Source organism: Paenibacillus sp. GL_099_B, assembly GCF_057835695.1.
On record NZ_CM174430.1, the window covers coordinates 591,564 to 615,328 of the forward strand.

Annotated in this window: 22 protein-coding genes and 1 riboswitch; of the genes, 13 read left to right on the forward strand and 9 right to left on the reverse strand. The window is 47.8% G+C overall.

Going from position 1 to position 23,765, the window contains the following annotated elements; all coding sequences use genetic code 11:
• Nucleotides 1-17: 17 nt before the first annotated feature.
• Nucleotides 18-1,091: a copper amine oxidase N-terminal domain-containing protein gene (locus AC3ITG_RS02835; RefSeq protein ID WP_489252735.1), complete on the reverse strand. Its 1,074-nt coding sequence runs from the start codon at nucleotides 1,089-1,091 to the stop codon at nucleotides 18-20.
• Nucleotides 1,092-1,374: 283 nt separating this feature from the next.
• Here AC3ITG_RS02835 and AC3ITG_RS02840 point away from each other — a divergent pair, with 283 nt between their 5' ends.
• Together AC3ITG_RS02840 and AC3ITG_RS02845 are read left to right on the forward strand one after the other, a co-directional pair.
• Nucleotides 1,375-1,851, forward strand: coding sequence for a GNAT family N-acetyltransferase (locus AC3ITG_RS02840; RefSeq protein WP_489252736.1), 477 nt, complete (start codon nucleotides 1,375-1,377; stop codon nucleotides 1,849-1,851).
• A 38-nt stretch (nucleotides 1,852-1,889) separates the two neighbouring features.
• Nucleotides 1,890-2,960, forward strand: a complete 1,071-nt coding sequence (locus AC3ITG_RS02845; protein ID WP_489252737.1) for a Gfo/Idh/MocA family protein — start codon at nucleotides 1,890-1,892, stop codon at nucleotides 2,958-2,960.
• A 114-nt stretch (nucleotides 2,961-3,074) separates the two neighbouring features.
• Here AC3ITG_RS02845 and AC3ITG_RS02850 read toward each other — a convergent pair whose 3' ends face one another.
• The 3 genes from AC3ITG_RS02850 to AC3ITG_RS02860 form a co-directional block, all read right to left on the reverse strand.
• Entirely contained in the window at nucleotides 3,075-4,115 is a 1,041-nt protein-coding gene (locus tag AC3ITG_RS02850; RefSeq protein ID WP_489252738.1) for a zinc-binding alcohol dehydrogenase family protein, read from the reverse strand.
• Nucleotides 4,116-4,317: 202 nt separating this feature from the next.
• Nucleotides 4,318-4,686: a hypothetical protein gene (locus AC3ITG_RS02855; RefSeq protein ID WP_413374950.1), complete on the reverse strand. Its 369-nt coding sequence runs from the start codon at nucleotides 4,684-4,686 to the stop codon at nucleotides 4,318-4,320.
• Nucleotides 4,687-4,771: 85 nt separating this feature from the next.
• Complete coding sequence (locus tag AC3ITG_RS02860) at nucleotides 4,772-7,456, reverse strand: UvrD-helicase domain-containing protein (protein ID WP_489254399.1); 2,685 nt, start codon at nucleotides 7,454-7,456, stop codon at nucleotides 4,772-4,774.
• Between the two features lie 344 nt (nucleotides 7,457-7,800).
• Between AC3ITG_RS02860 and AC3ITG_RS02865 the strand changes: the two genes are divergently transcribed.
• Both AC3ITG_RS02865 and AC3ITG_RS02870 read left to right on the forward strand, forming a co-directional pair.
• Nucleotides 7,801-8,592 (forward strand): zinc ribbon domain-containing protein, encoded by a 792-nt coding sequence (locus AC3ITG_RS02865; protein ID WP_489252739.1) that lies wholly within the window; start codon nucleotides 7,801-7,803, stop codon nucleotides 8,590-8,592.
• Nucleotides 8,593-8,660: 68 nt separating this feature from the next.
• Complete coding sequence (locus AC3ITG_RS02870) at nucleotides 8,661-9,467, forward strand: TrmB family transcriptional regulator (protein ID WP_489252740.1); 807 nt, start codon at nucleotides 8,661-8,663, stop codon at nucleotides 9,465-9,467.
• A 244-nt stretch (nucleotides 9,468-9,711) separates the two neighbouring features.
• On the opposite strand, the gene AC3ITG_RS02875 is transcribed toward AC3ITG_RS02870, so the two are convergent.
• Complete coding sequence (locus AC3ITG_RS02875; protein ID WP_489252741.1) at nucleotides 9,712-10,395, reverse strand: NUDIX hydrolase; 684 nt, start codon at nucleotides 10,393-10,395, stop codon at nucleotides 9,712-9,714.
• Nucleotides 10,396-10,474: 79 nt separating this feature from the next.
• On the opposite strand from AC3ITG_RS02875, the gene AC3ITG_RS02880 reads away from it, so the two are divergent.
• Complete coding sequence (locus tag AC3ITG_RS02880) at nucleotides 10,475-10,777, forward strand: hypothetical protein (protein ID WP_063567890.1); 303 nt, start codon at nucleotides 10,475-10,477, stop codon at nucleotides 10,775-10,777.
• A gap of 289 nt (nucleotides 10,778-11,066) precedes the next feature.
• Here the strand turns inward: AC3ITG_RS02880 and mscL are convergent, their stop codons facing one another.
• On the reverse strand, nucleotides 11,067-11,561 hold the full coding sequence (gene mscL / locus AC3ITG_RS02885) for a large conductance mechanosensitive channel protein MscL (protein WP_063567891.1): 495 nt from the start codon (nucleotides 11,559-11,561) through the stop codon (nucleotides 11,067-11,069).
• Between the two features lie 269 nt (nucleotides 11,562-11,830).
• Nucleotides 11,831-11,930: riboswitch (purine riboswitch) on the forward strand.
• A 301-nt stretch (nucleotides 11,931-12,231) separates the two neighbouring features.
• On the opposite strand from mscL, the gene AC3ITG_RS02890 reads away from it, so the two are divergent.
• Both AC3ITG_RS02890 and AC3ITG_RS02895 read left to right on the forward strand, forming a co-directional pair.
• The gene (locus tag AC3ITG_RS02890; RefSeq protein ID WP_489252742.1) at nucleotides 12,232-12,819 is read left to right on the forward strand and encodes a xanthine phosphoribosyltransferase; all 588 of its coding nucleotides are present in this window, start codon (nucleotides 12,232-12,234) and stop codon (nucleotides 12,817-12,819) included.
• Between the two features lies 1 nt (nucleotide 12,820).
• Nucleotides 12,821-14,182, forward strand: coding sequence for a nucleobase:cation symporter-2 family protein (locus AC3ITG_RS02895; RefSeq protein ID WP_489252743.1), 1,362 nt, complete (start codon nucleotides 12,821-12,823; stop codon nucleotides 14,180-14,182).
• Between the two features lie 241 nt (nucleotides 14,183-14,423).
• Here AC3ITG_RS02895 and AC3ITG_RS02900 read toward each other — a convergent pair whose 3' ends face one another.
• The 3 genes from AC3ITG_RS02900 to AC3ITG_RS02910 form a co-directional block, all read right to left on the reverse strand.
• A complete protein-coding gene (locus AC3ITG_RS02900) occupies nucleotides 14,424-15,287 on the reverse strand; it encodes an IS3 family transposase (RefSeq protein WP_489254400.1) in 864 nt (287 codons plus the stop codon).
• Nucleotides 15,284-15,604, reverse strand: coding sequence for a transposase (locus AC3ITG_RS02905; RefSeq protein ID WP_489252744.1), 321 nt, complete (start codon nucleotides 15,602-15,604; stop codon nucleotides 15,284-15,286). Before AC3ITG_RS02905 ends, AC3ITG_RS02900 begins: the two co-directional genes overlap by 4 nt.
• 197 nt (nucleotides 15,605-15,801) lie before the next feature.
• A complete protein-coding gene (locus AC3ITG_RS02910; protein ID WP_489252745.1) occupies nucleotides 15,802-16,140 on the reverse strand; it encodes a DUF4870 domain-containing protein in 339 nt (112 codons plus the stop codon).
• Between the two features lie 282 nt (nucleotides 16,141-16,422).
• Here AC3ITG_RS02910 and AC3ITG_RS02915 point away from each other — a divergent pair, with 282 nt between their 5' ends.
• The 6 genes from AC3ITG_RS02915 to AC3ITG_RS02940 are packed head-to-tail and all read left to right on the forward strand — an operon-like array spanning nucleotide 16,423 to nucleotide 23,752.
• Nucleotides 16,423-18,003 carry a hypothetical protein gene (locus AC3ITG_RS02915; RefSeq protein ID WP_413374960.1) on the forward strand — a complete coding sequence of 527 codons (1,581 nt, stop codon included), beginning with the start codon at nucleotides 16,423-16,425 and terminating at the stop codon, nucleotides 18,001-18,003.
• Nucleotides 18,004-18,028: 25 nt separating this feature from the next.
• Nucleotides 18,029-19,177, forward strand: coding sequence for a pentapeptide repeat-containing protein (locus AC3ITG_RS02920; RefSeq protein WP_489252746.1), 1,149 nt, complete (start codon nucleotides 18,029-18,031; stop codon nucleotides 19,175-19,177).
• Nucleotides 19,153-19,650, forward strand: a complete 498-nt coding sequence (locus AC3ITG_RS02925) for an imm11 family protein (RefSeq protein ID WP_413374964.1) — start codon at nucleotides 19,153-19,155, stop codon at nucleotides 19,648-19,650. The genes AC3ITG_RS02920 and AC3ITG_RS02925 overlap by 25 nt, the downstream gene beginning before the upstream one ends.
• Nucleotides 19,647-20,300 (forward strand): hypothetical protein, encoded by a 654-nt coding sequence (locus AC3ITG_RS02930; RefSeq protein ID WP_413374966.1) that lies wholly within the window; start codon nucleotides 19,647-19,649, stop codon nucleotides 20,298-20,300. Before AC3ITG_RS02925 ends, AC3ITG_RS02930 begins: the two co-directional genes overlap by 4 nt.
• Before the next feature lie 16 nt (nucleotides 20,301-20,316).
• Complete coding sequence (locus AC3ITG_RS02935) at nucleotides 20,317-20,694, forward strand: DUF4280 domain-containing protein (protein WP_413374968.1); 378 nt, start codon at nucleotides 20,317-20,319, stop codon at nucleotides 20,692-20,694.
• A 31-nt stretch (nucleotides 20,695-20,725) separates the two neighbouring features.
• Nucleotides 20,726-23,752: a DNA/RNA non-specific endonuclease gene (locus AC3ITG_RS02940; protein WP_489252747.1), complete on the forward strand. Its 3,027-nt coding sequence runs from the start codon at nucleotides 20,726-20,728 to the stop codon at nucleotides 23,750-23,752.
• Nucleotides 23,753-23,765: the final 13 nt, after the last annotated feature.

Here is a 23,765-nt window from a genome sequence, read left to right on the forward strand (position 1 = left end):
CCTTCTTTTCTGGCAGCTTATTTCGCTTCAGGTTGATCGGCTGGTGTTTCGATTACTACTTTCCAAGCCGTTCCGATTGGCGGCAGGCTGCGAGTCAGGACCGGGCTATAGAAACCAATCACTTTGGCCCCTTTGGTCAATTCCTCTGGTTTGATGGTTTCCCCTTGATGATTCACCAGTTCTGTATCTTTGCTAATGTTAAGAATAACATGATCAGGTGCTGTCTCTGTCAGACGGGAGCCGGAGATCTCGATCTGAGTACCATTATCTTCTGTTGTTTTTACATTTTCAATCGTGCCTGCTGTACCCAGAACTTCTTTTGGTTGTGCTTCGGATTCCGAAGTAGCAGTATCCAGTACAGTGACTTTGTAAGTAGGTGTTTGCGGCGGTAAACTGAGGGTTGCAATCTCTGAATGCTCAGCTTCCACGTTCATGCCAAGGGTCAGATCAGTAAGCTTGATATCCTTGCCATCCGCGGATTTGAAAGTGGTATCCTCACCAACATTAAGTACGATACCATCTGTACCTGCACCGCCGATATGGATGGATTGATACTTGCCTTCACTGTTAATTCCCGTAATGACCCCACGCTCAGTAACGGTTTTCACTTCCTCTTCACTGGAGATGGTTACTTGGTTACCTGTTGTATTCACTTGTGCGTGCAGTACTTTATCTGCAAAAGAAGCGGGTACAAACAGTGTGCCATTTGTGATTTCAGGCGCTGTTCCCAGCTTAAGCAGCATTTTATTGACTGAATACTGGTCTTTGCCTGTGGTGACGATTGTCCAGAGGGTGCCTTTTGTCAGCTCAGCAGATTTGTTTTCCTTGTTCCATTTCAGTTCAATGCCAAGTGCTTCTGTGAGATCACGCAGCGCGATCATGGGTTCTTGACCATCCTTGTTCCAATAACCATCAGTCATCGGTGCACCGTTCACAGATACTTTTACGGCTTCAGTTCCTTTGCTGTCGGCTGATACGGAAGTTGAATTGATGGGCTGAATGCTGTCCAGGTTTGCTGCGTATGCGGCTCCCCCGCCCAGGGCTAAGGACAGGACCATCAGGGCGCTAACTTTTTTCATGTTGTTGTTCATTGTTGATTTCATCCCTTCTCATCTTGGTTATGACGCGGTAAACTCCTATTAAGGCCACGTTCCAACCTTATAGACGGGACAACTTCGTCCAGTGTTGCACTTTGAGGTAATTAATGTGAGCAGCATGTTAGTCTATTATTTGAAAAACAGACGATATTGCCGGTTATAAGAAGCGGGATGCGGTTAAGGATCAATGAGTGGAAAACGTGTGATTCAGACTTTGAATTAACATTGGATTACATGGGGTTGTGGAGCGTCCAAATATGAGGAGGGGGGCAATCATATGAGTGATATGTTGGTTGCGCTTTACCATTTGCCAGAGCAAGAGAGTGGACTGAAAAAGTTGGAGGAGTCCTCCATTGTCATCCGAAGAGCCATCGCACCAGAGAAGCAGGTTGTGCTGGATTGGGTGAGATCCCATTTTAGCCAGCCCTGGGTGGATGAATGTGATGTAGCTTTTGCACGTCAACCCGTGACTTGTTATATTGCGCTTGAGCATGGGAAAATGATCGGTTTCGCTTGTTATGAAGCAACGTGTCGTAATTTCTTTGGTCCAACAGGTGTTGGTCAGGAGGCACGGGGCAAAGGTGTCGGTACAGCGCTGCTGCTGGCCTGTATGCACGCCATGAAGACAAATGGTTACGCTTACGCAATTATAGGATCGGCAGGACCCGTGGATTTCTATGCTCAGACCCTGGGGGCCGTGAAGATCGAAAATTCAACACCAGGGATTTACAAAGGCATGCTCCGGGCAGACTAGACGATATTCAAGTTCTGGAAAAGGAAGGGAGGAAGAAGATGAGCACAAGCAAAATGCTGCATATCGGCATGATCGGCACAGGCTCCATCTCGGATCTTCATATGAGGTGTTATGCCAAGAACGAGGATGCAGTCATTTACGCCATCTGTGACTTGAACGAACAGCGTGCAGCCGCGGCTGCTGAGAAGTATGATGCACAATCCGTGTACACAGATTATCGCGAGATGCTGAAGGATCCGCATGTGGATGCTGTTAGTATCTGTACGTGGAATAATACGCATGCTGAATTTGCGATCGCTGCCCTGGAGGCAGGTAAACATGTGCTGCTGGAAAAACCGGTAGCAACCAATGTGGAAGATGCGCTGCGGATTGAAGAGGCTGTGAAGAAAAGCGGATGTACTTTTGTCGTGGGATTTGTGCGTCGTTATGATAACAATATGCAGATGATGCGTAGTTTCATTGATGCGGGTGAGTTTGGTGAATTGTATTATGCCAAAGCTTCTATCCTGCGTCGCTTGGGAAATCCCGGAGGCTGGTTTGCGGACAAAAACCGTTCCGGCGGTGGCCCGCTCATTGATCTTGGCGTACATATTATCGACCAATGCTGGTATCTGATGGGCAAACCGAAACCTGTTTCGGTGAGTGGCAATACGTATCGAAAACTGGGCAATCGTGCACATATCGAGCATCTTTCTTTTTACAAAGCCGCAGATTACAGTTCCGCTGTCAACAATGTGGAGGATATGGCGAACGCACTGATTCGCTTCGAGAACGAGGCTTCTTTGGCGGTAGATGTGAGCTTTACCCTGCATGCCCGTGGGGAAGAATCTTCAGTCAGATTGTACGGCGAGCGTGGTGGGTTTGAGCTGGAGCCGGGGATGCTAATCGTCACCGAGAAACACAATACGATCCTGAACATTGAACCCCAGACAGACTATAAAGGTCTCGATATTCACGGTGCCTTCCAGAATCAGATTGATCACTTTGTGGATTGTTGTCTGAATGGTACCGAACCCATCAGTCCCATTGCGGATGGTGTGGCTTCGACAAGGATGCTGTGCGGAATCTACGAGTCAGCCGAAAAAGGTCAGGAGATTCGTCTGGACTGATATAGAGATTGAATATAACGTGGTATTAAAGGGTGTTGTTTCTCCATCTTATCAATGGAGAGACAACACCCTTTGGTTGATTCATTGATCGTGATCAGACAAAACGGATGTATGTTACTTTTCAAACCCTTCCAACACGATTTTACCAATTGTAGTGCCCGATTTGCTCTTTCGGTAGGCTTCCAGCAGGTTAGCGGCATTAATCGGTTCAATCCGCTCTGCCATCGTTGTATGAATCTTGCCAGCATCCACCAGATCTGCGATATCATTAAGTAGAAGATGTTGTTCAATCATATCATCTGTCTGGAACATTGGGCGGGTGAACATCATTTCCCAAACAAGCGTTACGCTTTTTGAGAATAACTTTTGAAGTTCGGCTGGTTTCTCAAATGGCAGAATAGAACAAATTTTCCCTTGCGGCAAAATAACTTCTGCCATCTCATCCATATGCTCATCTATATGATTTAGCACGAAAATATATTGTACACCAGAGAGTCCGAGATCTTTAAGTTGTGGTCTAAATGGTTGATGATGGTTGATCACGTGGTCTGCTCCGTTTGATTTTACCCAAGAGACTGATTCGGGACGAGAGGCAGTTGCTATAACTTTAAGTCCAGCCAACTTGGCTAATTGAGTAGCGATCGATCCGACGCCTCCCGCTGCCCCGATAATAAGCATACTGTTACCCTCATTATCCGATGCATTTCTGGAAATGCCCAAGCGTTCATAAAAAGCTTCTCCTGCCGTAAGGCTTGTCAGAGGTAAAGCTGCCGCCTGGGCGAAATCCAGATTTTTCGGCTTTCTGCCGACAATTCGTTCATCCACTAAATGAAACTCACTGTGTCCGCCTGGACGCATATTGCTCCCCGCATAATACACTTCGTCACCAACGTTGAACAAATTGCAATCGGAGCCGATGTCCACTACTACGCCCGCTACATCACGACCAGGCACGGTCAGGGATAAATCGTCCGGATGTTTGGAAAGATGCGATCTCCAATCCGTCGGATTGACAGATACCGCCTTCACCTCAACGAGTAAATCCTTTCCTGTAGGTTTTGGTTTCTCAACTTCTACCTCCTGAAATGGTGGTATGTCGGTCTCTAGCCCAGGCTCGTAATATCCGAACGCTTTCATCATGATTGGATTTCCCATCGCTATAGTTATCCTCCTCGCAGAAATAAGTTATATATAAATATATAGTATAATATCCGAAATGAACAGTAGTATCATTTTTGGTTTATAGTATCAATAATGATACTATTGGGGCCGAATTGTAAAAAATAAAGACTCCCGTTACTCCTGAAGCAGGTCATTGACCTGAATTCATCGGAGAGGAAGTCTTTGTGATAAGAGTTCATTTATTCAGTGGTGAGTTCTCATACCCCGGATCATCATAATCCGTATCTTGCAGCCGTGAAAGTACATTCATGCTCTCAATCGCCTGCCGGGTATCCGAAGTGCCATGGTCGTAAAGAAACGTGTACAGCAACGTCATGCCATCTGAGAATTGTTCTGTGGCCTCGTCATGATCCGCCGATTTGTAGGGTACCGGAGCTCGCTGCAATGTATAGGCATCTTCATCCTCCAGCACTTTCATCAGGTCTTTCAGCCGGTTTAGCTGTTCATCGTCCACCATGATTTCAAACGGTGTTGATTCGTTCTTGGTCTGTTCAATATGATTATGGGTTACCGATACATAGTAATGCTTTTTGCCGTCCTGCATAATCCAACCTCCATTCTAAAATGGAAAAAAGACGCTTCTACTGTTAATAAACAGCAGGAAGCGTCCTGAAACGAATGGCAATTGTTCACCTTCCGAACCGTCCAGTCACGGGAACCTTACGCGTACTGGCCTCCATAGTGCCTGAACATAGCGGACAGGGCGGAGGACCAGAGGTCGCCTTTTTGGATGACTTGGCAGAAGCACCATCCGGTTTCTGGCGCAGCCATGCTTTGCAGGTGGACGAGCTGCACTTCCAGATTGCCACGGTCTCCGTGCGTTCTGTATTTCCTGAGGAATGCGACCCAGAACTGTTTGAGGAAGACGAAGCTGCCTGATTCACACCCGTGGTACTGAACGCCGTGTGATTTCGAATCACCCCGCTGCCGCGCCGCTCACTGAGACGATCCTCGTCTCGTTCATCGAGTACTTCAAAATCACGCCGATCACTTTGACGGATCGCGCTGCGCTGATCTGTACTTCGTAGATCTGAACCACGCTGAACTGGACTCACTGCATCCCGTCCCTGCGGCCGCGAACCTGAGTGGGCGTATGCTGCATTTCCATTTCTAGTTCTACTCTCATTGCCGTTAGCTTTACCATTCGTGATCCCGTTACCCTTCCAGTTGCTGCTACTATTGCCATATGACGCGTGATTGCTAGTCGGTCCATCCTCGCGTTTTTTGCGTTTGTCCGGTACCTCCATGCCGAAGGCTTCCAGCAGAAAGCGGGAAACGTCCGCCGGTTTTCCGTGATGACTGGCGGGAGAAGTAACATATAAGTACTGTTTGGCTCGTGTGATTGCGACATAGGCGAGTCGTCGCTCCTCTTCAAGAGCCATGTCCAGTTCGGCATCTGTCTGCTGTACGGTAAGAGCAGCCTTCTGGTCTTCAGGGATATCCTGCCGCAGTGCCGTGCTGTGAGGCACGATTCCTTCGCTGGCGCCGATCCAGTATACACATGGGAATTCAAGTCCCTTGGCCCGGTGAATCGTCATCAGTTGGACTGCATCGCTGTCCTGTGAACGGCGCAGTGATTCCATCTCGCGGTGTCTGCGGGTGAGTTCATCGGCGAATTGGATGAACTCTTCAACGGTTTCGAATTTTTTGGCCGCAGCTTCGAATTCGTCTAGTGTCTCCAGCATCGTTTCCTTGTAATGGGTAAAGATGCTTGGATCACCGCTTTCCATATACTTGTCGTAAAACTGGCGGCGCATCTCTTGGATCGCGATCACCGGTTTCAGCTTCGTCAGTGATTTGATCAGCTTGATGCGTTCCTTGACCTGTTCCTGCTGAAAAGGCTTCAGCTTGTCCCATTTGGCCAGATGGATGAGCGGATATTTCTTCGCCTGCTGCTCTTCACTGCGCTGAATCCACTCCAATCCTGCATCACGGGAAACATAGAGAGGCCCCAGCGCACTCGGCAGAGCATCTACAGCACGTGGATTCAGGGACAAGCGCATATGATCCATTAACGGTCGAATCAATGACTGGTCATAGAAGACCGGGGAAGCACCATGTTGTACAAACGGCACATCTTTCAACACAAGCTGCTCAAATATAGCCCGACTGCTGCTGGCTGTCCGGTGCAGGATCGCGATATCCCGATACGTATGCAGACCTTCCTCGACTTGTTGACACAACTGGTTAACAACCCAGGCTGCTTCTTCCTCGGTATTGGAAGGGGTGGCGAACCGAGGCGCATCTCCACGATGTCCGGCTGCGCGCAGCCGCTTGTCACGTCTTCGTTTGTTCCGGGCGACCAATTCGCTGCCCAGTCCCAGAATACGTGCATCGCTGCGGTAATTGATATCCAGCGTCACGATGCGTGCACCGGGGTAAACTTTATCGAATTCCAAAATGGATTCTTGCCGTGCTCCATTAAACGTATAAATTGTCTGGTCATCGTCTCCCACAACCATCAGGTTGCGATGGGCGGCAGCCAGTTTTTGTACAATTTCATATTGCAGACTATTCGTATCCTGGAACTCATCGACCATAATGTACTGAAAACGCTGCTGGAGCGGCCCCAGTACAGCAGGATCACGAAGCAGAGCGGCAGCTCGCAGCAAAATATCATCAAAATCCATTTTGTTGCGATCCTGCTTCCAGGCTTCATAACCAAGGAGAACACGTTTGGCATCCCGTTCCTCCTGTGATTTTTCGGGAAGATCGCTCGTTTCTGAGCCTTGCATTTTCCAAGCGGACAGCATAGCCAGCAGACTCTCAGGCTGAAACGCCTCACTCATGCCATTCTGGCGCAGAAGCATCTTGAGTACGGTATGCTGGGCCCGGGACTCACCAAAGATCTCCTCCTGCACGCCGTAATGACGCAGTAACGTCAGCGCGAAGGAGTGGAATGTACGGGCCTGCACTGCCCTTGCGGCTGAGGGGCGTATGCCAGGAAGCGCGGCAATACGGTCTTTCATCTCAGTGGCCGCTTTGTTCGTGAACGTTACCAGCAGGATACTCCCAGCGTGAGCACCACTGATCTCCATCAGGTAGCCGGCTCGTGCAGCCAGCACGGTTGTTTTGCCGCAGCCAGCTCCAGCGAGTGTTAGCAAGGGTCCCTTACCATGGCGAACCGCAGAGATTTGGGGTCCGTTCAGTCGGATGCCTACCTCCTCCAGAGAGCGGAAGTAAGGTGCATCCCGTTCATCACTGCTCACGAGTTGCCTACTCGTCTCCAGCGGAGCAGAAGGGGACTGGGGCAGGGATGCCGCCGGGGTAACCCCAAGCGGACGGGGGTAAAACGTTGAGTTCGGACTTAACATCATTCATCCACCTCTATATGCATTCAGGGATAGGACTATCCCGGCTTAAAAGTAATTCATTTGCCCTTTTCACAATCGCATTGTAAATTGGTATGATAGGGATAACCGCCCAAGTAGGCGGATCAGCAGGGCCAAAGCTTCATTATACCCGAACGTATGGTCCTGACGAAAGCCCCCGAATTCATCCAGCATCGGCAGAAAACGGGCATTCGCGCGAGATTTCGCAACTTTTTGGCATGATATCGTATAAGTTATATACTATAAAAATCAAATGAAAATGGGTTTTGGAACAAATGATGTTGAATCAAAAGGTTCAACTCTGACGGGACAGAGGAGGAGAAGTCATGAAACTGCTTCAGCGAATTAAGAACGGAGCAAACAAAGCTACAGAGCGTGCCCAGCACGCCGTTGAAATCGGAAAAATAAATAATCAGATTGTGGGCTTGCAACAGGAACAGGAAGTCCATTTTACAGATATGGGTCGTATCTTCTATGAAGGTTATCGCGCACAGGACATGACGCATGCCGAAAAAGAGATGGTGGATCTATCGGGGCTGTGCGATGAATTGCAGGATGAGATCGATGGTCTGCGCAACAAGATTGCACAACTCAAAAATGAGCGCTTATGCGAGTGTGGACACGTCGCTTCACTGGATGCCAACTTCTGTCCGAAATGCGGACGCAAGTTGGGTGAATTCAAACCCGCAGCAGCATCTGTAGGGGCGACAAACCCTGCGAGACAGGAAGCAGCTGTGGCCCAAAGCCCGGAGGGACCATTCTATGATGCGCCAGCTGAAGAGGAACTGGAGGAAGCTGAGCCGTATCACACGGTAATTCCATCCATTGCGGACCTGGAGACCGAATCCGAATATAACAGTACGGAGTTTACCCAAGAGGAAAAGGAAGCGTTCGATGCCGAGTGGGAACGCCGTCGGGATGAAGAAATGCAACGGGAGCGCGAGCGCCAGCAGGAGCTGGATGAGCGCATTCGGTACTGGAAAGAAAATAATCCGATCGTGAACACGGTGGACGTACAGACCGAAGTGCCACGCGAAATGGTGAATTGTCAGATTTGTGCAGCAGAGCTGCCCAAAGGTTCGAAATGGTGCCCACGCTGCGGAGCAGAACAGATCTGATGCAGTAGAAGCGCTGCCGAATCATTGTGAGGCAGCGCTGGTTGCTTACAGCATGGGGGGACGGGAATATGGACCAACTGCTGCATCATTTGCGTCATCTGGGGTTTACCGAGATGGAATCTAAAATTATGGTGGAACTCGCTCGCCAAGGCTCGGCCTCGGGATATGAGGTTGCAAAAAGGCTAGGTGTGTCCCGTTCCAATGTATATGCCACCCTGCAACGGCTGGAACAGCGGGGATTCCTGCGTTGCAGCGCAGGAGAACCTGCGAAATACAGTGTCTTGAAGCCTGAGGAGATGACAAGCATGATCTCTGGTCAGATGCGTGCATCCCTTGAATATGTGCAGAGCAGTATGCCGCAGCATGAGCCGGAGAAGCCGGTCTTTTACAACATTGAAGGCGACAAAAATGTATTTGAGAATCTAAGCCGTGAACTTGCTGAGGCCAAACATGAGATTGTGGTGGACGTGTGGCGTGAGGAAGCGGAGTTGTTGCGTGCCGACTTGAAGCGTGCCGAAGACCGAGGTGTGCGCCTGTTATGGTCATGTGATGGTGGAGAGGGTATTATGGATCAGCCCGCTCCTTGGCCAGGCTTGCCTTCATACGGAACAGGGAATGGCCGGAAGTTCTCTTTAGTGGTAGATCGTCGTTGGTGCATGTTAGGGATGCGCGGAGAATCTTGCGCCACTCAAGCGATGGTGACAGAACATCCGGTCATGACCGGACTGCTGCTGAATCATTTTGCTCAGGAATTGGTGTTGTATGAACTGGAGCAGGACATGGGGGAGGAACTGGAGTCACGATACGGCCCTCGATACCAAAACCTCTCAGCACGTTATTGGTCAGTACCTTCAGAGGGAATTAAGTCTGATTAAAGGCTCGAGGGTTCCGCAATTACGGCTACAATGTGAATAGAGCAGACATCTTATGAACACCAAAATACGTGCTTAAAGGAAGCAGGCGTTGCCATGAGGCAGACGCCTCTTCATGCTAGTTAACAGAAGCAGTGATGTTCATCACAGCAAATGTTCCCTGTTGAGCTAATGTAATAGGGTATGAATTCATGCTATTTTTGAGAAAATGAAGCTATGAACGTAACTTCATCATAGGCAAAATTGGTTAGTTTTTGGGCAAGTGATACAACGCTTCAAGTACATCGGTATAATATTCCGTACCGTGTGGCACGAACTCGGCTGCTCTAATTTCACGCATGTGACGTGTTTGAACGTGAAGAGGAACAGAGTTACTATTGGCCTGATCCGTCTGGTCGGACGCTGACTGTACGGCTTGTACTCCTGCGGCTTGAATCACATGGGTTTCACCACGGAACAAGGCAATCAAGTCATCCAAAGGCACTTCGTATAGGCTGTCGACTTCGCTTGCCTGCAAGGTATAGGCTTCGAGATGCTGGTTCAAGCACAGTCCAAAGACAGAGCTGAATTCCCGATCGATAAAAGGTACACCGAGAACCTGCCCTTCAAGTTGCTGTCTTGCAGTCAACAGGTAGGTCAGCGTTTCAAAAGGCGCTTGCACGCCCAATTCTTCCTCAAGCTCACGACTGGCTTCATGCAGCTGTTCGCCGGCTGTGAGATGCCCTGCTGCTGTAATGTCGTAACATCCGGGGAAGGTATCCTTGATATCCCGTCTTCGCTGAAATAGAACCAACCGCTGTGAACCTTCGTCCCGCACGATCCAGCAGTGGAATGAACGGTGCCAGAATCCTTTGGCATGGACCACGCTGCGCAGCTCTGTACCTATCCAATTTTGCTGATCGTCGTAAATATCGAAACGTTCTGGGGTCATGATACGTATCTCCTTATATAGCAAGTTTTAAAGTTCAAAATTTCACAAAGTATGTTTTAAACGAAAGGGGAACCATCTTATGGAATGCATTGTACACTTTCAGGTCATTTATCCGCAACCTCAGGAACGTAAAAGTCTTAGAGGATTGATTATGGTAGGTCAAGGTCAGGAACCGGCGAATAGCCAGCTAACAACGATGTTCAAAGATATGGGATTCAACGTACGTCTGGAAGACGAGAGCCAATTGTTGTTTAAACCTGTGGATGCGTCGATGAATTTTGATTATATCCGGGTAACGGAGCTTGATACCGGGGAAGAGGTTTATAAGGAAGATCGGGATTTGAAGTCGATTTTGGAACACTTGTTGCCGCGTCGATTCTAGTTTGTAAGCATGGTGAGTGTAAGGATAATAATGACAGTAGAGCAACATACCCTGCTTGTGAGATAAAGAAAGGCCCCACCTTTACGGTGAGACCTTTCATGTGGGAGCCGATTTGATTCCACCCGCCCCGTGCGGGATGGCAACAACACGGATGAAGAAGCATGACAGACAGATCAAGCAGGAGTTTTTTTACATAAAGCTTTATTATAATAAAAATGTTCCTCTACTGTCCTCTATATAGAGTTAGGGCTACACTTTGAATTCTGATGCGCTTCAAGCATGGAAACAATTAAGCCGTTGCGCCGTTACCTTCTGCTTCCAGCTCTGAAGTACAGTGCGAACAGCGAGTAGCCGCAGCCGGAATTTCGGACAGACAGTATTTGCAAGCCTTGGTCGTTTTTTGCGGCTCGGGCTTTTTGTGTTCTTTGCTTTTGATGTAATTGATACCCTTCACCAGCATGAAAATACAGAAAGCGACGATGAGAAAATCAATCATAACGTTGATAAACTGCCCATATGCAATCACCGTAGCGCCAGCCTCATTGGCTTGAGCGAGTGTTGTGATCTCCTGTCCACTGGCTGTTTTCATATCCCGATCCAGATTAATGATTTTCTGACTGAAATCAATACCTCCAAGCAGTTTACCTACAGGTGGCATGATAATGTCATTCACGAGGGACGTGACAATTTTACCAAAAGCAGCCCCGATAATGACACCGACCGCCAGATCGATGACGTTGCCACGTACAGCAAATTCTTTAAATTCCTTCAGTACGCCTTTCATGTCTGCAAATCTCCTTTACCAAATAAATTCATAATACAGGCGGCGTTTCCATCGATTCTCCGTTCGGACACGCGCTTCCGTTCTCATATTGTACATAAAAAAACCGCAGCAATCATCCCTTTAATGCAAATTAAGACAAGTTTCCGCAACTTCCATGAAAATACTTCTTTATTTCACGCCGCCGATTCGGTATACTTCTAACATTATCAGTTCCGTTCACACTTTTACATTCAGGTTCGCGATCATACATTGTACCGAATCATGGAGCTTAAAAATTAAATATGCCGACTCGTATATGTGCAGGAATAGGCCTGCATGTTTCTACCCGATCACCGGAATGATCGGACTACGGGAAAGATCCTGCAACGTTTTTAAGGTATGGAGAGAGATGATTCTCGGGCCGTGTGTCTGAAAAAGGATGTTCAGGCAGCTTCATATCCCTTCTTGGATAGGGAGATTTGAGGTTCGCTCTGAGTTATCCTGTTATCATGCTCTTCCAGTACACTACACTGCAGTATCCATGCGGCTTGTCCACATAAGTACAAGTCCGTCTTTTCCCGTCTCCGGTTCTTCCGCAGCGTGTAAAAAGGCGGGCTTTTTGTTTTTTTACAGAGGGGATCGAGGTCATGCAGGCTTCTGTACGGGAGGGCGCACAGGGGGAAGAATTACGATGCAATTGTTAAAAGACAAGGTAATACAGGAAGGAATCGTTCTGTCCGAGCAGGTACTCAAAGTGGATTCATTCCTGAACCACCAGATGGACCCGGTTCTGATGAAGGAAGTGGGCAAGGAGTTCATCCGCCGTTTTGAAGGGGAGAGCATTACACGTGTACTAACGATTGAATCATCAGGGATCGCACCAGGTATCATGACTGCGCTGGAACTCAACGTTCCGCTTATTTTTGCACGGAAGCAGAAGTCACTTACACTCACGGAAGACATTCTGGTTGAGAAGGTGTACTCCTTTACGAAGCAGGAGACCAATGAAATTACAGTTGCGAAGAAGTTCATGCAGCCTGGTGACCGTGTACTGATCATTGATGACTTTCTAGCCAATGGCGAGGCAGCATTTGGTCTGGCCCGCATTGTGGAGCAAGTAGGTGCTGAAGTGGTTGGTATTGGCATCGTGATTGAAAAGGCGTTCCAACCAGGAGGCCGCTTGCTGAAGGAAGCAGGATATCGTGTGGAATCGCTGGTTCGCATCGGGGCGTTGTCAGACGGAAAAGTTACGTTTGCGGACGAGGAGGTCACGATCTAATATGGCACGCGAACGTATTTTTCAGCGGCATCGGCATCCGATCAAAACGTTCTCGCTAGGTCTCCAGCACGTGCTGGCGATGTATGCAGGAGCTGTCGTTGTACCGATTATTGTCAGCAAGGCCCTTGGTTTTACAACAGAGCAGTTAACCTATCTGATTGCGATTGACCTGCTCGCCTGTGGTGTAGCAACACTGCTTCAGGTATGGGGCAATCGTTTCTTCGGAGTGGGTCTGCCCGTCATGCTTGGCTGTGCATTCCAGGCTGTATCACCGATGATTTTAATTGGGATGAAGAGCGGCGTGTCTGCCATTTATGGTGCGATAATCGCGTCAGGGATATTCGTTGTATTGTTCTCGGGCATTTTTGGGAAATTGATTCGGCTCTTTCCGCCAGTCGTCACCGGATCAGTAGTAACCATTATTGGTCTGACTCTGATTCCGGTTGCGTTCAACGATCTCGGCGGCAGTCAGGGCGCAGAAGATTTTGGCAGTAGTGTTCATCTTCTGCTCGGATTCGGCGTATTGGTGTTCATCATTCTGATGACACGGTTCACGACAGGATTCGTTCGTTCCATCTCGGTGCTAATCGGCCTTCTCGTGGGCACAGTGGCAGCAGGGCTTATGGGTGAAGTTAACTTTGCGCCAATTCGCGAAGCGAGCTGGTTCCACGTCGTGCAGCCGTTCTACTTTGGTAAACCGACGTTTGAGATTGTACCGATTCTGACCATGATTCTGGTGGCGATTGTCAGCGTAGCTGAATCCACTGGTGTATTTATGGCTCTTGGCAAAATTTTAGATAAAGACCTGTCTTCCAAAGATCTGGCCCGTGGCTACCGTGCAGAAGGCTTGGCGATTGTGCTGGGTGGTATTTTCAACTCATTCCCGTACACGACCTATTCACAAAACGTAGGGCTTGTACAGATGACTCGTGTCAAAACGCGCGATGTTATCGTTGTAGCGGGTGGATTGCTTGTGGTCATCGGCTTTGTGCCGAAGATTGCTGCATTGGCACAGCTTGTTCCAGGTTCTGTTCTTGGCGGGGCCATGGTTGCATTGTTCGGTATGGTAGTATCGTCTGGTATTCGTATTCTGGGCAGCCAGGTTGATCTGAACCGTCATGAGAACCTGTTCATCATCGCCTGCTCTGTAGGCATGGGGCTGGGTGTAACGGTTGTGCCTCAATTGTTCGCTGGTGCACCGGACTGGGCACAGATTATGCTCGGTAACGGAATTATTGCAGGTAGCTTTACTGCCATTTTCATGAATTTGCTGTTTAATGGTCTGGGTACTCAAGCAACGGCTGCCGAAATAGCTGAACGTCAAGCGGATGTGATCCTTGGAGATAACGGCAAGTCGGCGTAAAAAGTAAAGATTTGAAATCGTCGTTGCCATTACCCGACGCCTTCAACATGTATATTATGTTAACTTTAAATTCCTCATGGATTGAATAATAAATGTTGTGAATAAAAAAGTTAAACGGCCTGAACTATTCAGGGGATGAATCATCTATCCTGTGAATCGTTATTGAAGGCATAATAAACGAAACACCGGAGATCTTGCTCATTAGTGGTCTTACCCCTGTCAAGTAGACAGATGAAAAAAGCTATGCTGCCAGTGCGCATCGATATTCAATCGGTGCGCGCTGTTTGAGTTTGGCTTGAAATCGTCGGTAGTTGTAATTGTACATATAATCTTCCACGGCTTGTCGAATCTCTACTTCTGAATTACACTGGTTAAGGTACAGCTTCTCTGTCTTGAGATGCGAAAAGAAGGATTCGATGCATGCGTTATCTAGGCAGGTTGCTTTGCGAGAGTGGCTGCCCTTCACGCCGAATGCTTCTAATCGTGTGTTGTACGCCTGAGACGTGTATTGGAAGCCTTGATCCGAATGGAGTACGGCTTCTGAAACGTCTCTTTTTTGTGTCCATTGTTCCACCGTATCCAATACGAGCTGAACATCGTTCCGTTTAGACAACTGCCAAGCTACAATCTCATTGTTGAACAAGTCTTGAATCACGGACAGGTAAACAAATGTGCTTCCATTCGAAATATAGGTAATATCCGTCACCATTTTTTGCTGGGGTGCTGTCGCATGGAATTGGCGCTTCAGGCGATTCGGATAGATGACAGATGGCGTATAGCTGGACTTCTTCCGCTTCTTGCGAATCACCGATTGGATGGATAGTTCCCGCATGATTCGCCATACTTTCTTGTGATTGACGTTCAGACCAGCCTCCCACAAAGCCGTTGTCATGCGAGGATAACCAAACTCTCGGTTTGTAAAATGAATAGCCATCATGTGTTCTTTGATCTCACGCTCACGGTCTTGTCTTGCGTCTCGCTGCGGCTGTGTGGCTCGCCATTTGTAGTAACTAGAACGAGGTATTCCTGCAATCGATAACAGGCGTGTAATGCCATGCGAGCAGCGCAATTCGTCTATGATATCGTAGTTCTCCCGTTGGCTCAGCGCTTTTCCTTTACTAGATTTGGATACCGCTTTTTTAAATAATCCACCTGTGCTTGAAGATAGTCTCGTTCTTCTTCTACACTGCTAAAGGTTGTACGAGTACGTCCCTTCATTGGATTCGTTTCACTACTTTTTCGCTCATCGAACGCTTCCCCGTTTTTCCACTTTTTCACCCACACCTTCAGTTGTGAACAATTTCGAACCCCCTCGCGCTCAGCGACCACCCTATAACTTGAAGAACCTTCGACATACGCTCTAACTGCATTCAATTTAAATTCTTCGGTATACGACTGAAATGTTTGCCCTTTTTTGGCCATTAAAATATCCCCTCCAAGTGTCACTTGAACCCTCATGATAACATGAAGGTTTTTTTAAGTGTCTACTTAAAGGGGATAATACCATTAGAGAGCAGGAGATCCGGTGTTTTTTCTTTTTTTGCCGAAAACAAGATGGATTATTATGTAGACTCACAAGATGAATTACTTTGGGATGAAGCCGATAGACACGTTACATATTACAGATGCCGCATCTGTTTCTCTGCAAAGTCTCCAACCCATGGCAGCTTCAGCCATTTGCCTTGCAGACTGGTGACCACCATGAGAAGCCAGGCCACCACACCAAGCAGGGACAACAGCGATGCCAGCAGTGGCCCAAACAGTGGGAGAAATGCACACAACACATGACCGACCATAATGAGGCCAAATACCGTGACGGATTGAAGTGCATGAAACAGAACGAACCGGCTACGTTTCTCTACAGCCAGAAAGACGATTCCACCTACAAAAGTGAACAGATAACAGAGCATGCCGGCAATATTTTCATCCAGACCGCTTGATGATTTCATGGGGGACATTCGGTCCAGCCTCCTTTGTCCTTTTTAACTAGGTTATGAGGGAGGTGGACAGAACTGAACCGGTTTGATCAAGGAATGTTCCAGATGGACAAAGAAAATGTAACACTCAATATAGGTAAACACCACGTGAGACTATAGATTCATTTGAAAATAGAAGTGCGTATATACACATCCAATTTGAGACTTTCTACATATTCAAAATATTCCATAAAATTCCGAATTATATAAATACAATTATAAAGGGGCACCATTAATTAATTTGAGATACAAGGAGGCTTATTCATGAATATATCCGCAACAACATACGGTCAGGTTCGGGTAACACCTTACGAAATCGTTCGTCTTCAAACCCTTGAAGTGAATAAAACGATGAACGGACATGCACGAATGAGAATGACGGCAGTGATACCGGAAGCTCGAAAAGACAGCTATGTGCAAGCAACAACATCCCAAACCGATATTAAAGTGAAAATTACCGATGACGAAGGACATGAGAAGGTGTTCTTCTCCGGTGTGGTGCTGCATGTGAAAGTGAACGTCATTAATGATGTACATACACTAATGGTTGACGCTGTATCCCATACCTACTTATTGGATGTAAAGCTGCATAAGCGTTCCTTCCAAAATCCCAATCTGTCCTACAAGAATTTGGTGCGCAAGATTATTTCTCCCTATGAAGGTTCAGATGTCATTGATTTTGCTACAGATGGCCGTAAAATCGGAGATTTTGTGATGCAGTATGAGGAAACAGATTGGCAATTTATCAAAAGGATGGCTTCCCATTTCTACACTGGAGTTGTACCGGATACAGCGTCAGGCAAACCTAAGTTTTATTTTGGCTTACCGGAAGGCCAGTATAAGGGTGAATTGCAAGCATCCCATTACACAGCAACTAAACGAATTGCCGACTATCGATCTGCCAAGGAAAACAAAGTACCGGGTGTCAAAGATCCGGATTATATCGTATACGAAGCGGACAGCAGGCAATGGTTCGAAGTAGGGAATGAAGTAGAGTTTAAATCCAAAAAGTGGATTGTAGGTGAGGCGAAGACCCGATTCATCGATAGTTTGCTAAATCATACATATTCCTTATTTCCAGCGGAGGGGCTTCGTTATAAGAAGAGCTACAATACTTCCATTATTGGCGCTTCCATTCAGGCTTCGGTTCTCCAAGTCAAGGGGGACAAAGTTCGTGCGAAGCTCGATATGGATGAGCAGCAGGATGAGAGCACAGCCTATTTCTTTCCCTATTCAACGATTTATGCTTCCGAGAACAATACAGGCTGGTATTGCATGCCTGAAGTGAATGATAGCATTCGTATTTATTTTCCGAGCAAAAAAGAGGAAGACGGCATTGCCATAAGCTCTGTAAAAAGGCAAGATCCTGAGATTGTGCCAGCTACACCGAAACAGGCTTCAACCGCATCATCTGCGGCTGGAAAGGGTGGGGCTTCGGGACAGTCTGGGGGAAGTCCAAGCGGGAGTAATCGTAATAGTTCAGGCGCGGGTGGAGGTGGAAGTAAATCTAGCCCGGCCAGCAGAGTAGCCCCGCCCCCGGTGCCGGAAGACCGAATGGGCAATCCAGACATCAAGACATTCCGAACCAAGTATGGGAAAGAGATCATGCTGGCTCCAGACAAAATTGTGATCTCGGCGGGTGGAATGTATATCACGGTTAGTGACGAGAATGGCATCGAGATTGTAAGCGATCAGAATGTCAGCATTACAGCGGGTCAGGATGTCGTCATGTCCGGACAAACTATTCGGATCGCAGGCGAGAAAGTTGAGTTAACCGGAAAGGGCAATACCATCACGTTGGAAGAAGAGTTGAAGATGCACGGGGCGGAGATCAAGATGAATTAGCCAAGAGTGGTAGAAAGGAAGAGAAATGAACAAAGCGGAAGCGATTGCACATTTACAGCAGGAAATATTGGAACCCGTACTTCAGGATCATCTCTCCAGTCTGAGAGTGTACATTATGGAACATCAGAACTCGTTAATCCAATCGTTCGTAGAGTCTATGCGGCAACTCTGTGTAAAAGCAGAATGGGCCCAACAGGAACTCGGGAAAGAACCAATCTCAATCCTTCATTGTTCCATGTTGAGAACATCTATATTGGAGGGGAGTTACACCTGCTTAATGGAAGCCTACTCCGATCAATGGTATTGGGATGAGGTGGAGTGTATGCACACATATGATGCGACGTGGGCATTCCAGCCGTTGTCTTCGTTACAACAGCTGCTTCATATCGAAATGAGACGTTATGGAGGTGTACTGAATGCTTCTGATGTTGAACGGATGATGTTGCAGTCCGCGGGGAGATTCAATGCCTACGTCATTACGCTTGCACGTCTGGCCGTACCCCATGTTGTGAATTTGAAAGAGATGGAACACATCAACCGTGCAGATCAGTTTCAGATCAGGGTAGGTGAATATAAGGACTGGAGTGAACCCGTGTATATCAGGGACTATGGGTATAGGGACATGCAGAACATTCGCAAGAAATTATCAGTAGCGGAAGGGCTGGAATGTGCTTATGGAGACTATACGTCACTATCCATGGCAGAGGGATTATATGACCACGTTGATATCAGGTATTCCGATTTCAGTCATGCCGATCTGAACAAGAGTAACTTAAGAGGTGCTGTGATGATTGGGACCAAATGGGAACAGAGTGATCTGAGTGGAGCTGACCTCAGAGGGGCGCTACTTATGGATGCTGTGTTCCGGGAATGCAGTCTGCGTGGAGCCAACCTGTCTGATGTCAGTGACGGAGCGAGTATGGAATTCGAGAAAAGTGTTCTTGGTCTTCAGGGAATCTGTTTTGCCGGAGCCAATCTGGAAGGCGCTGACCTCAGGGGAGCACAGTTATTCCATGCTGATTTTCAGGGGGCTAGGCTGAGTCAGGCACAGATATGGATTCATGACCGTGAGAGGTATACACATGTTTTGAATGAAGAGCAGATTGAATCGATACGCTGGGTTGTATCCCATGAGGAAGAGGAGGAGCTATGGTCCCACGATTTTATGAACTGACCGAAGATCATCGGATATTGAATCCGTTCAGGCCTCCCATATTACAAACCAGTTTTGATGAGTTGCCCATTTCAACTGTCATGATGATTGAACGCAGACTGAATGAAGAGCCGACCGATTGGATAAGTAGGCCTTCATATTTTGTTAGTGATCGCATGAAGCGGCTGATGGAAATGGTTGATGAAGCACTGATATTCAAATCCGTCACCTTCATCGATCATGGTAGCGGGGAGCAGTTGAGCTACTGGGCGTGTCATATCCCTGCTGTGCAGGCTTTGTCTGACGATAGCCTGTTTTATCGGAATGGTTCAATACAGCAGCTTGTATTGCAGGGTGAGGCGGTTAAAGATCAACGCATGTTTACATTGGAGGGTGTAAGAGGGAGTGGTGTAATCGTGCGTCTTGATGTAGCAGAGAGCATGCTTCGCAGAGGGTTGAGTGGCTTTGTTTTACGAAAGGTGGATCTGGAATGAACCGATATGGTGATGAGATGCTGCTGAAAATGGATCGGGATTTCCGTTTGGCGAAGCGCATCCAGGAAGCTGAAGCGGCAAGTGGTGAGCTGATGACGCAGGAAGAGGTTACATACGGAGTACGCCAGGGTCTGATCGAGACCGAAGCAGAAATCATCACGTTGAATAATTACCGGATCTGGGATGGGCTACTAACTCTTCCTTTACCGGATCAGCTGGTCCAGGTTCCCCGTGGCAAACTACAGGAGGGCAGAAACAGCCATGAACGAGATGAGGTCATGTGGATTGATGAGCAGAAGGGTATCAGCTTAAGCCTATCTAGATCATCTCATCCATTGCACGTCAGCCAGATTGAGGGAATGGGCAGTATCATCACAGATCAGATGCGAACGCTCAAAAAGGATGCGCAATGGTTACATGAGGAGACGGTACAAGGAGATAGCCTGATTGTCTTCTATGGAGAATCCATTCAGCCCTCAAACTTGGGAATGGCTTACGATATTGTGATCGTTACATCGGTAAAAGGAAGAGCGGTCACAGGGAATGTCCGTTTTCCGGTTGAACAGCTTCATCTATGGCGACTTCTAACAAGGGCGATATTTACATGTGCCCAGATGAGTGAAAACGGAAATGGACCAATCGATTATTAACATAGGGGGGACTAGAATGCTGCTACCCATGCTGTTCAAAGCTTTGATGTCAGGAGGTTTCGGTGGTGAATTTACCTATGTGGTCAGAGGTGCCGAGATTTTCTGTAGTCAGGGGTCAGATCCGGGTGTACTGAACCTGCCGCTTTCCCACGGCATCTATATTAAGGAACAGCCTGTATTAAACGTTGCGGACGTGATTCCACTGGCTAACGTTGGACGATGCGGGTTTTGCAAAATGGACGGAGCATTGTGTGAACCAGATACGTTCTTCAACAAATGGAGCCAGGGCAAGGAGGACGTGCTGGTGGAAGGTGAGGCCGCTCTGCTCAGTCGATCTGAACTGATATGCCGAAAAGGCGGGATTATCAAGATTGAGGTCGATGGTCAGTTGTAAGATGCAGACGGATAAGAAAGGGGGGAACACTGTGCAGACCTTGGAAAAATCAACGCTAACCTATGGGGATATCCATGTCCACTGGCCGTATGGCAAGATACGCCTGGATAAGCTGGAATTGATCCAGCAAGCAGGGGCACATGGTCGGTTATCCTTCAGTGGATGGGTAGATGAAGAATGGGAAGAAACCATTATCCAGAAAGCTGGGAGTCACGATCGAGTCGGATTCATCCGGATGGATGAATCCGGAAGGGAGTTACCCCTGTTCAAGGGACAACTCCATGAGATCAAAGTCGAAGCCACCAGAGGGATCGTATATGTGATGGCTGTAGTCATCTCACATACCTATGAACTGGATGCCTTACAGAGAACGAAATCCTATCAGAACGAGAATCTACGTTATTTGGACATTGTTAATCGTGTTATGAAGGGTTATCCTGAAGGAGACTTTATTGATTTTGCCTTTGATGAGACGAAGACGGGCGCTTTTATTATGCAGTATCAGGAGACCGACTGGAGCTTTCTGAAACGGCTCGCTTCTCATCTGGGAGCAGATCTGGTGCCGGATGTGACTGCACACAAGCCCAGGTTTTGGATTGGTTATCCCGAAGGCAGAGGGGCATTTGAGCTGAAAGCCATCCCTTTTGAGAAGAGTCGTAATATTGAGCGTTTTTTACATACCAAAGCCCAGGGAAAACATGCGGTAACCGAGGAGAAGTATACAACGTATACCTTCGATCTGGGGCAGGAGCTTCAATTGGGGGATGAAGTATCCTCTGATGGCCATATCTACAACATAACCTCTCGCCAGGCGATGCTGGAACGGAGCTTGCTACAGTGGAAATATACATGTGCATTGCCAGCATCGCATCCACTGCCCAGACAGCTTCAAACGATGATCACTGGTGCTGCTATCGAAGGGAAAATCATTGATGTGAAACGTAACCAGGTGAAGGTTCATCTGGATATGGATGAGGATCAGCAGGCCGGAGAGGCACGCTGGTTCCCGTATGCTGCGGAAGGCAGTCAAGTATGGTATATGATGCCCGAACCCGGCGGGAAGGTGAAACTGTATTTCCCAAGTGCAGAAGAAGATGAAGCCATGGTGATGCAGTCGGTTCGTCAGGAACCGACGGAAGCGGGACATGTGGAGAAGAGCGGCAAAGTGATGCAAGACCCGGGTGTAAAGTCTTTCGGTAACCCGCAAGGGAAATCGTTCACCCTTGGCGACAGCGAACTTGTCATGAACGCCCAAGAAGGCGCCTTGTATATCTCGATGGCTGCGGGTAACGGGGTTACCTTGAATAGCACAACCCACGTGCAGATCCAATGCATGGGTGACCTGAACATCAGCGGAGCCAGCATCAGTCTTGAGGGTACAGAAGGTCTGTATATTCAGACGATGACAGATCATGTGGAACTTGTGGAAGAGGTTAATGGAAAGAGTGAGAATGTAGTACTGGAAGCCGAGATCCATCGTTCCTTTGACATGATTCAGTCTGCATTCGATCAGAGTCTGGCCAGTATGGGAGAGAGCGCGCTGAAGGAAGCGCGGCTGAAACGAAACTGGGAAGCACGTGAAAAGGGCAAATTGGACGGTGTGATCGAAGAGGGCAAAAGCCTGCTCAGTATGGTCGGTGATGTGGCTGACCTTGCATTTACAGGGATCGTCGGGGGTGACAATGCCCAGGGATTATACAGCTGGGTAAAGGGAGAAGAAGTAGGGTCGTTAACGGAGCGGAATGCCACGGTACAAGGAACGATTACGGGCGTAAATAACGTTATCGATTATACGGGAGACTTGGTCACGGGTCAGAAATCAGGGAAAGAGATCTGGCAAGATGTATCCAGTGCGGGAGAAGCGTATGCCAAGCCGTTCATGGACCTGAAAGGCGAAGACAACCGCACGATGCTGACCCTGACTGAACAGGAGAGCCACGACGCTGGGTTAAACGATGTTGGTGCTACGATGCGAGTCGTGGATACGGCGGGGGCCATATTTGGCGGGGCATCATTGGTCAAAAATGGAGTCAAGGTGCTCAAGGGTGGTGGTAAGAAGTCTGGCCATGGAGATGGAGCCAAGGGCGGCGTTCCGCATGGTCATGGAGATGGGCCAGATGGAACCTCAGGCGGTGCCATGAAGGATGGCAAGCTCAAGACCAATGCAGCATTAATGCCTTCATCTCTTGCAGAGCTGGGAGAACGGATCAACCAGGCTATGGGTAAAATGACCACAGGCGCAGCAGCGAGCGTTCCATGGCGAGTTCAACGTATGCAATTGGTAGATGGCCGGAGTGTCATGGTGATTGTGAAGAAGGACAATCATATGTTCTCGGATACAGGAGGGAATCGTGGGAAAGGCAGTGATTCTGGAAGTTCGAAGGGATCGCCGAGCACATCTCATGTGGATTCGAGAGAGAGTAGTGCGCCATCGAAAGGAACCATTTCTAAAGAATCGTCTAAGACGTCTTCAAACGTTACGCCGGTTAAGCCGAAGGAAGCTCCTAAACCTAAAGAAGCCCCATCATCGAAAGATGGAACTAAGGTTAGAGATGGGGATACTGAGGGGACGGGGAAAATTGGTGAGGTTGGTAGCCAGGCTGATGATATTTTACGAGATGGAAGCCATATAGTAGATGGGGAGCTAAAGCCAAATGTAACATATAAAACAGGTGAATATGAATATATCTACAAAACTGATAGTGAGGGAAGGCTTGAAAAATTTACTGCTGACGATTTAAAATTAACTGAGAGGGATAGCAGATTACCTCATGATCCAGATACTCCAGGCAAAGAGCCGGGCGACCATGCAGGGCATTTGGCAGGGGATAGATTTGGTGGTTCACCAGAAATTGACAACCTTGTTTCACAACTAAGCAATGTGAATTTAAGCCAATATAAGAAAATTGAGAATCAATGGGCTAATGCGATTAAAGAAGGGAAAAAAGTAAAAGTAAATGTTGAAGTGAAATATGACGGAGACAGTATACGCCCATCTAAATTTAATGTACAGTATGAAATTGATGGAGAAGCTTTCTCAAAGAGTATATTAAATTAAGAAAGGCAGGTTA

Excerpts from the sequence above, each read along its gene's own strand:
- AC3ITG_RS02835 (WP_489252735.1), bottom strand. The coding sequence starts at position 1,091 with ATGAACAACAACATGAAAAAAGTTAGCGCCCTGATGGTCCTGTCCTTA.
- AC3ITG_RS02840 (WP_489252736.1), top strand. The coding sequence starts at position 1,375 with ATGAGTGATATGTTGGTTGCGCTTTACCATTTGCCAGAGCAAGAGAGT.
- AC3ITG_RS02845 (WP_489252737.1), top strand. The coding sequence starts at position 1,890 with ATGAGCACAAGCAAAATGCTGCATATCGGCATGATCGGCACAGGCTCC.
- AC3ITG_RS02850 (WP_489252738.1), bottom strand. The coding sequence starts at position 4,115 with ATGGGAAATCCAATCATGATGAAAGCGTTCGGATATTACGAGCCTGGG.
- AC3ITG_RS02855 (WP_413374950.1), bottom strand. The coding sequence starts at position 4,686 with ATGCAGGACGGCAAAAAGCATTACTATGTATCGGTAACCCATAATCAT.
- AC3ITG_RS02860 (WP_489254399.1), bottom strand. The coding sequence starts at position 7,456 with ATGTTAAGTCCGAACTCAACGTTTTACCCCCGTCCGCTTGGGGTTACC.
- AC3ITG_RS02865 (WP_489252739.1), top strand. The coding sequence starts at position 7,801 with ATGAAACTGCTTCAGCGAATTAAGAACGGAGCAAACAAAGCTACAGAG.
- AC3ITG_RS02870 (WP_489252740.1), top strand. The coding sequence starts at position 8,661 with ATGGACCAACTGCTGCATCATTTGCGTCATCTGGGGTTTACCGAGATG.
- AC3ITG_RS02875 (WP_489252741.1), bottom strand. The coding sequence starts at position 10,395 with ATGACCCCAGAACGTTTCGATATTTACGACGATCAGCAAAATTGGATA.
- AC3ITG_RS02880 (WP_063567890.1), top strand. The coding sequence starts at position 10,475 with ATGGAATGCATTGTACACTTTCAGGTCATTTATCCGCAACCTCAGGAA.
- mscL (WP_063567891.1), bottom strand. The coding sequence starts at position 11,561 with ATGAAAGGCGTACTGAAGGAATTTAAAGAATTTGCTGTACGTGGCAAC.
- AC3ITG_RS02890 (WP_489252742.1), top strand. The coding sequence starts at position 12,232 with ATGCAATTGTTAAAAGACAAGGTAATACAGGAAGGAATCGTTCTGTCC.
- AC3ITG_RS02895 (WP_489252743.1), top strand. The coding sequence starts at position 12,821 with ATGGCACGCGAACGTATTTTTCAGCGGCATCGGCATCCGATCAAAACG.
- AC3ITG_RS02905 (WP_489252744.1), bottom strand. The coding sequence starts at position 15,604 with ATGGCCAAAAAAGGGCAAACATTTCAGTCGTATACCGAAGAATTTAAA.
- AC3ITG_RS02910 (WP_489252745.1), bottom strand. The coding sequence starts at position 16,140 with ATGTCCCCCATGAAATCATCAAGCGGTCTGGATGAAAATATTGCCGGC.
- AC3ITG_RS02915 (WP_413374960.1), top strand. The coding sequence starts at position 16,423 with ATGAATATATCCGCAACAACATACGGTCAGGTTCGGGTAACACCTTAC.
- AC3ITG_RS02920 (WP_489252746.1), top strand. The coding sequence starts at position 18,029 with ATGAACAAAGCGGAAGCGATTGCACATTTACAGCAGGAAATATTGGAA.
- AC3ITG_RS02925 (WP_413374964.1), top strand. The coding sequence starts at position 19,153 with ATGGTCCCACGATTTTATGAACTGACCGAAGATCATCGGATATTGAAT.
- AC3ITG_RS02930 (WP_413374966.1), top strand. The coding sequence starts at position 19,647 with ATGAACCGATATGGTGATGAGATGCTGCTGAAAATGGATCGGGATTTC.
- AC3ITG_RS02935 (WP_413374968.1), top strand. The coding sequence starts at position 20,317 with ATGCTGCTACCCATGCTGTTCAAAGCTTTGATGTCAGGAGGTTTCGGT.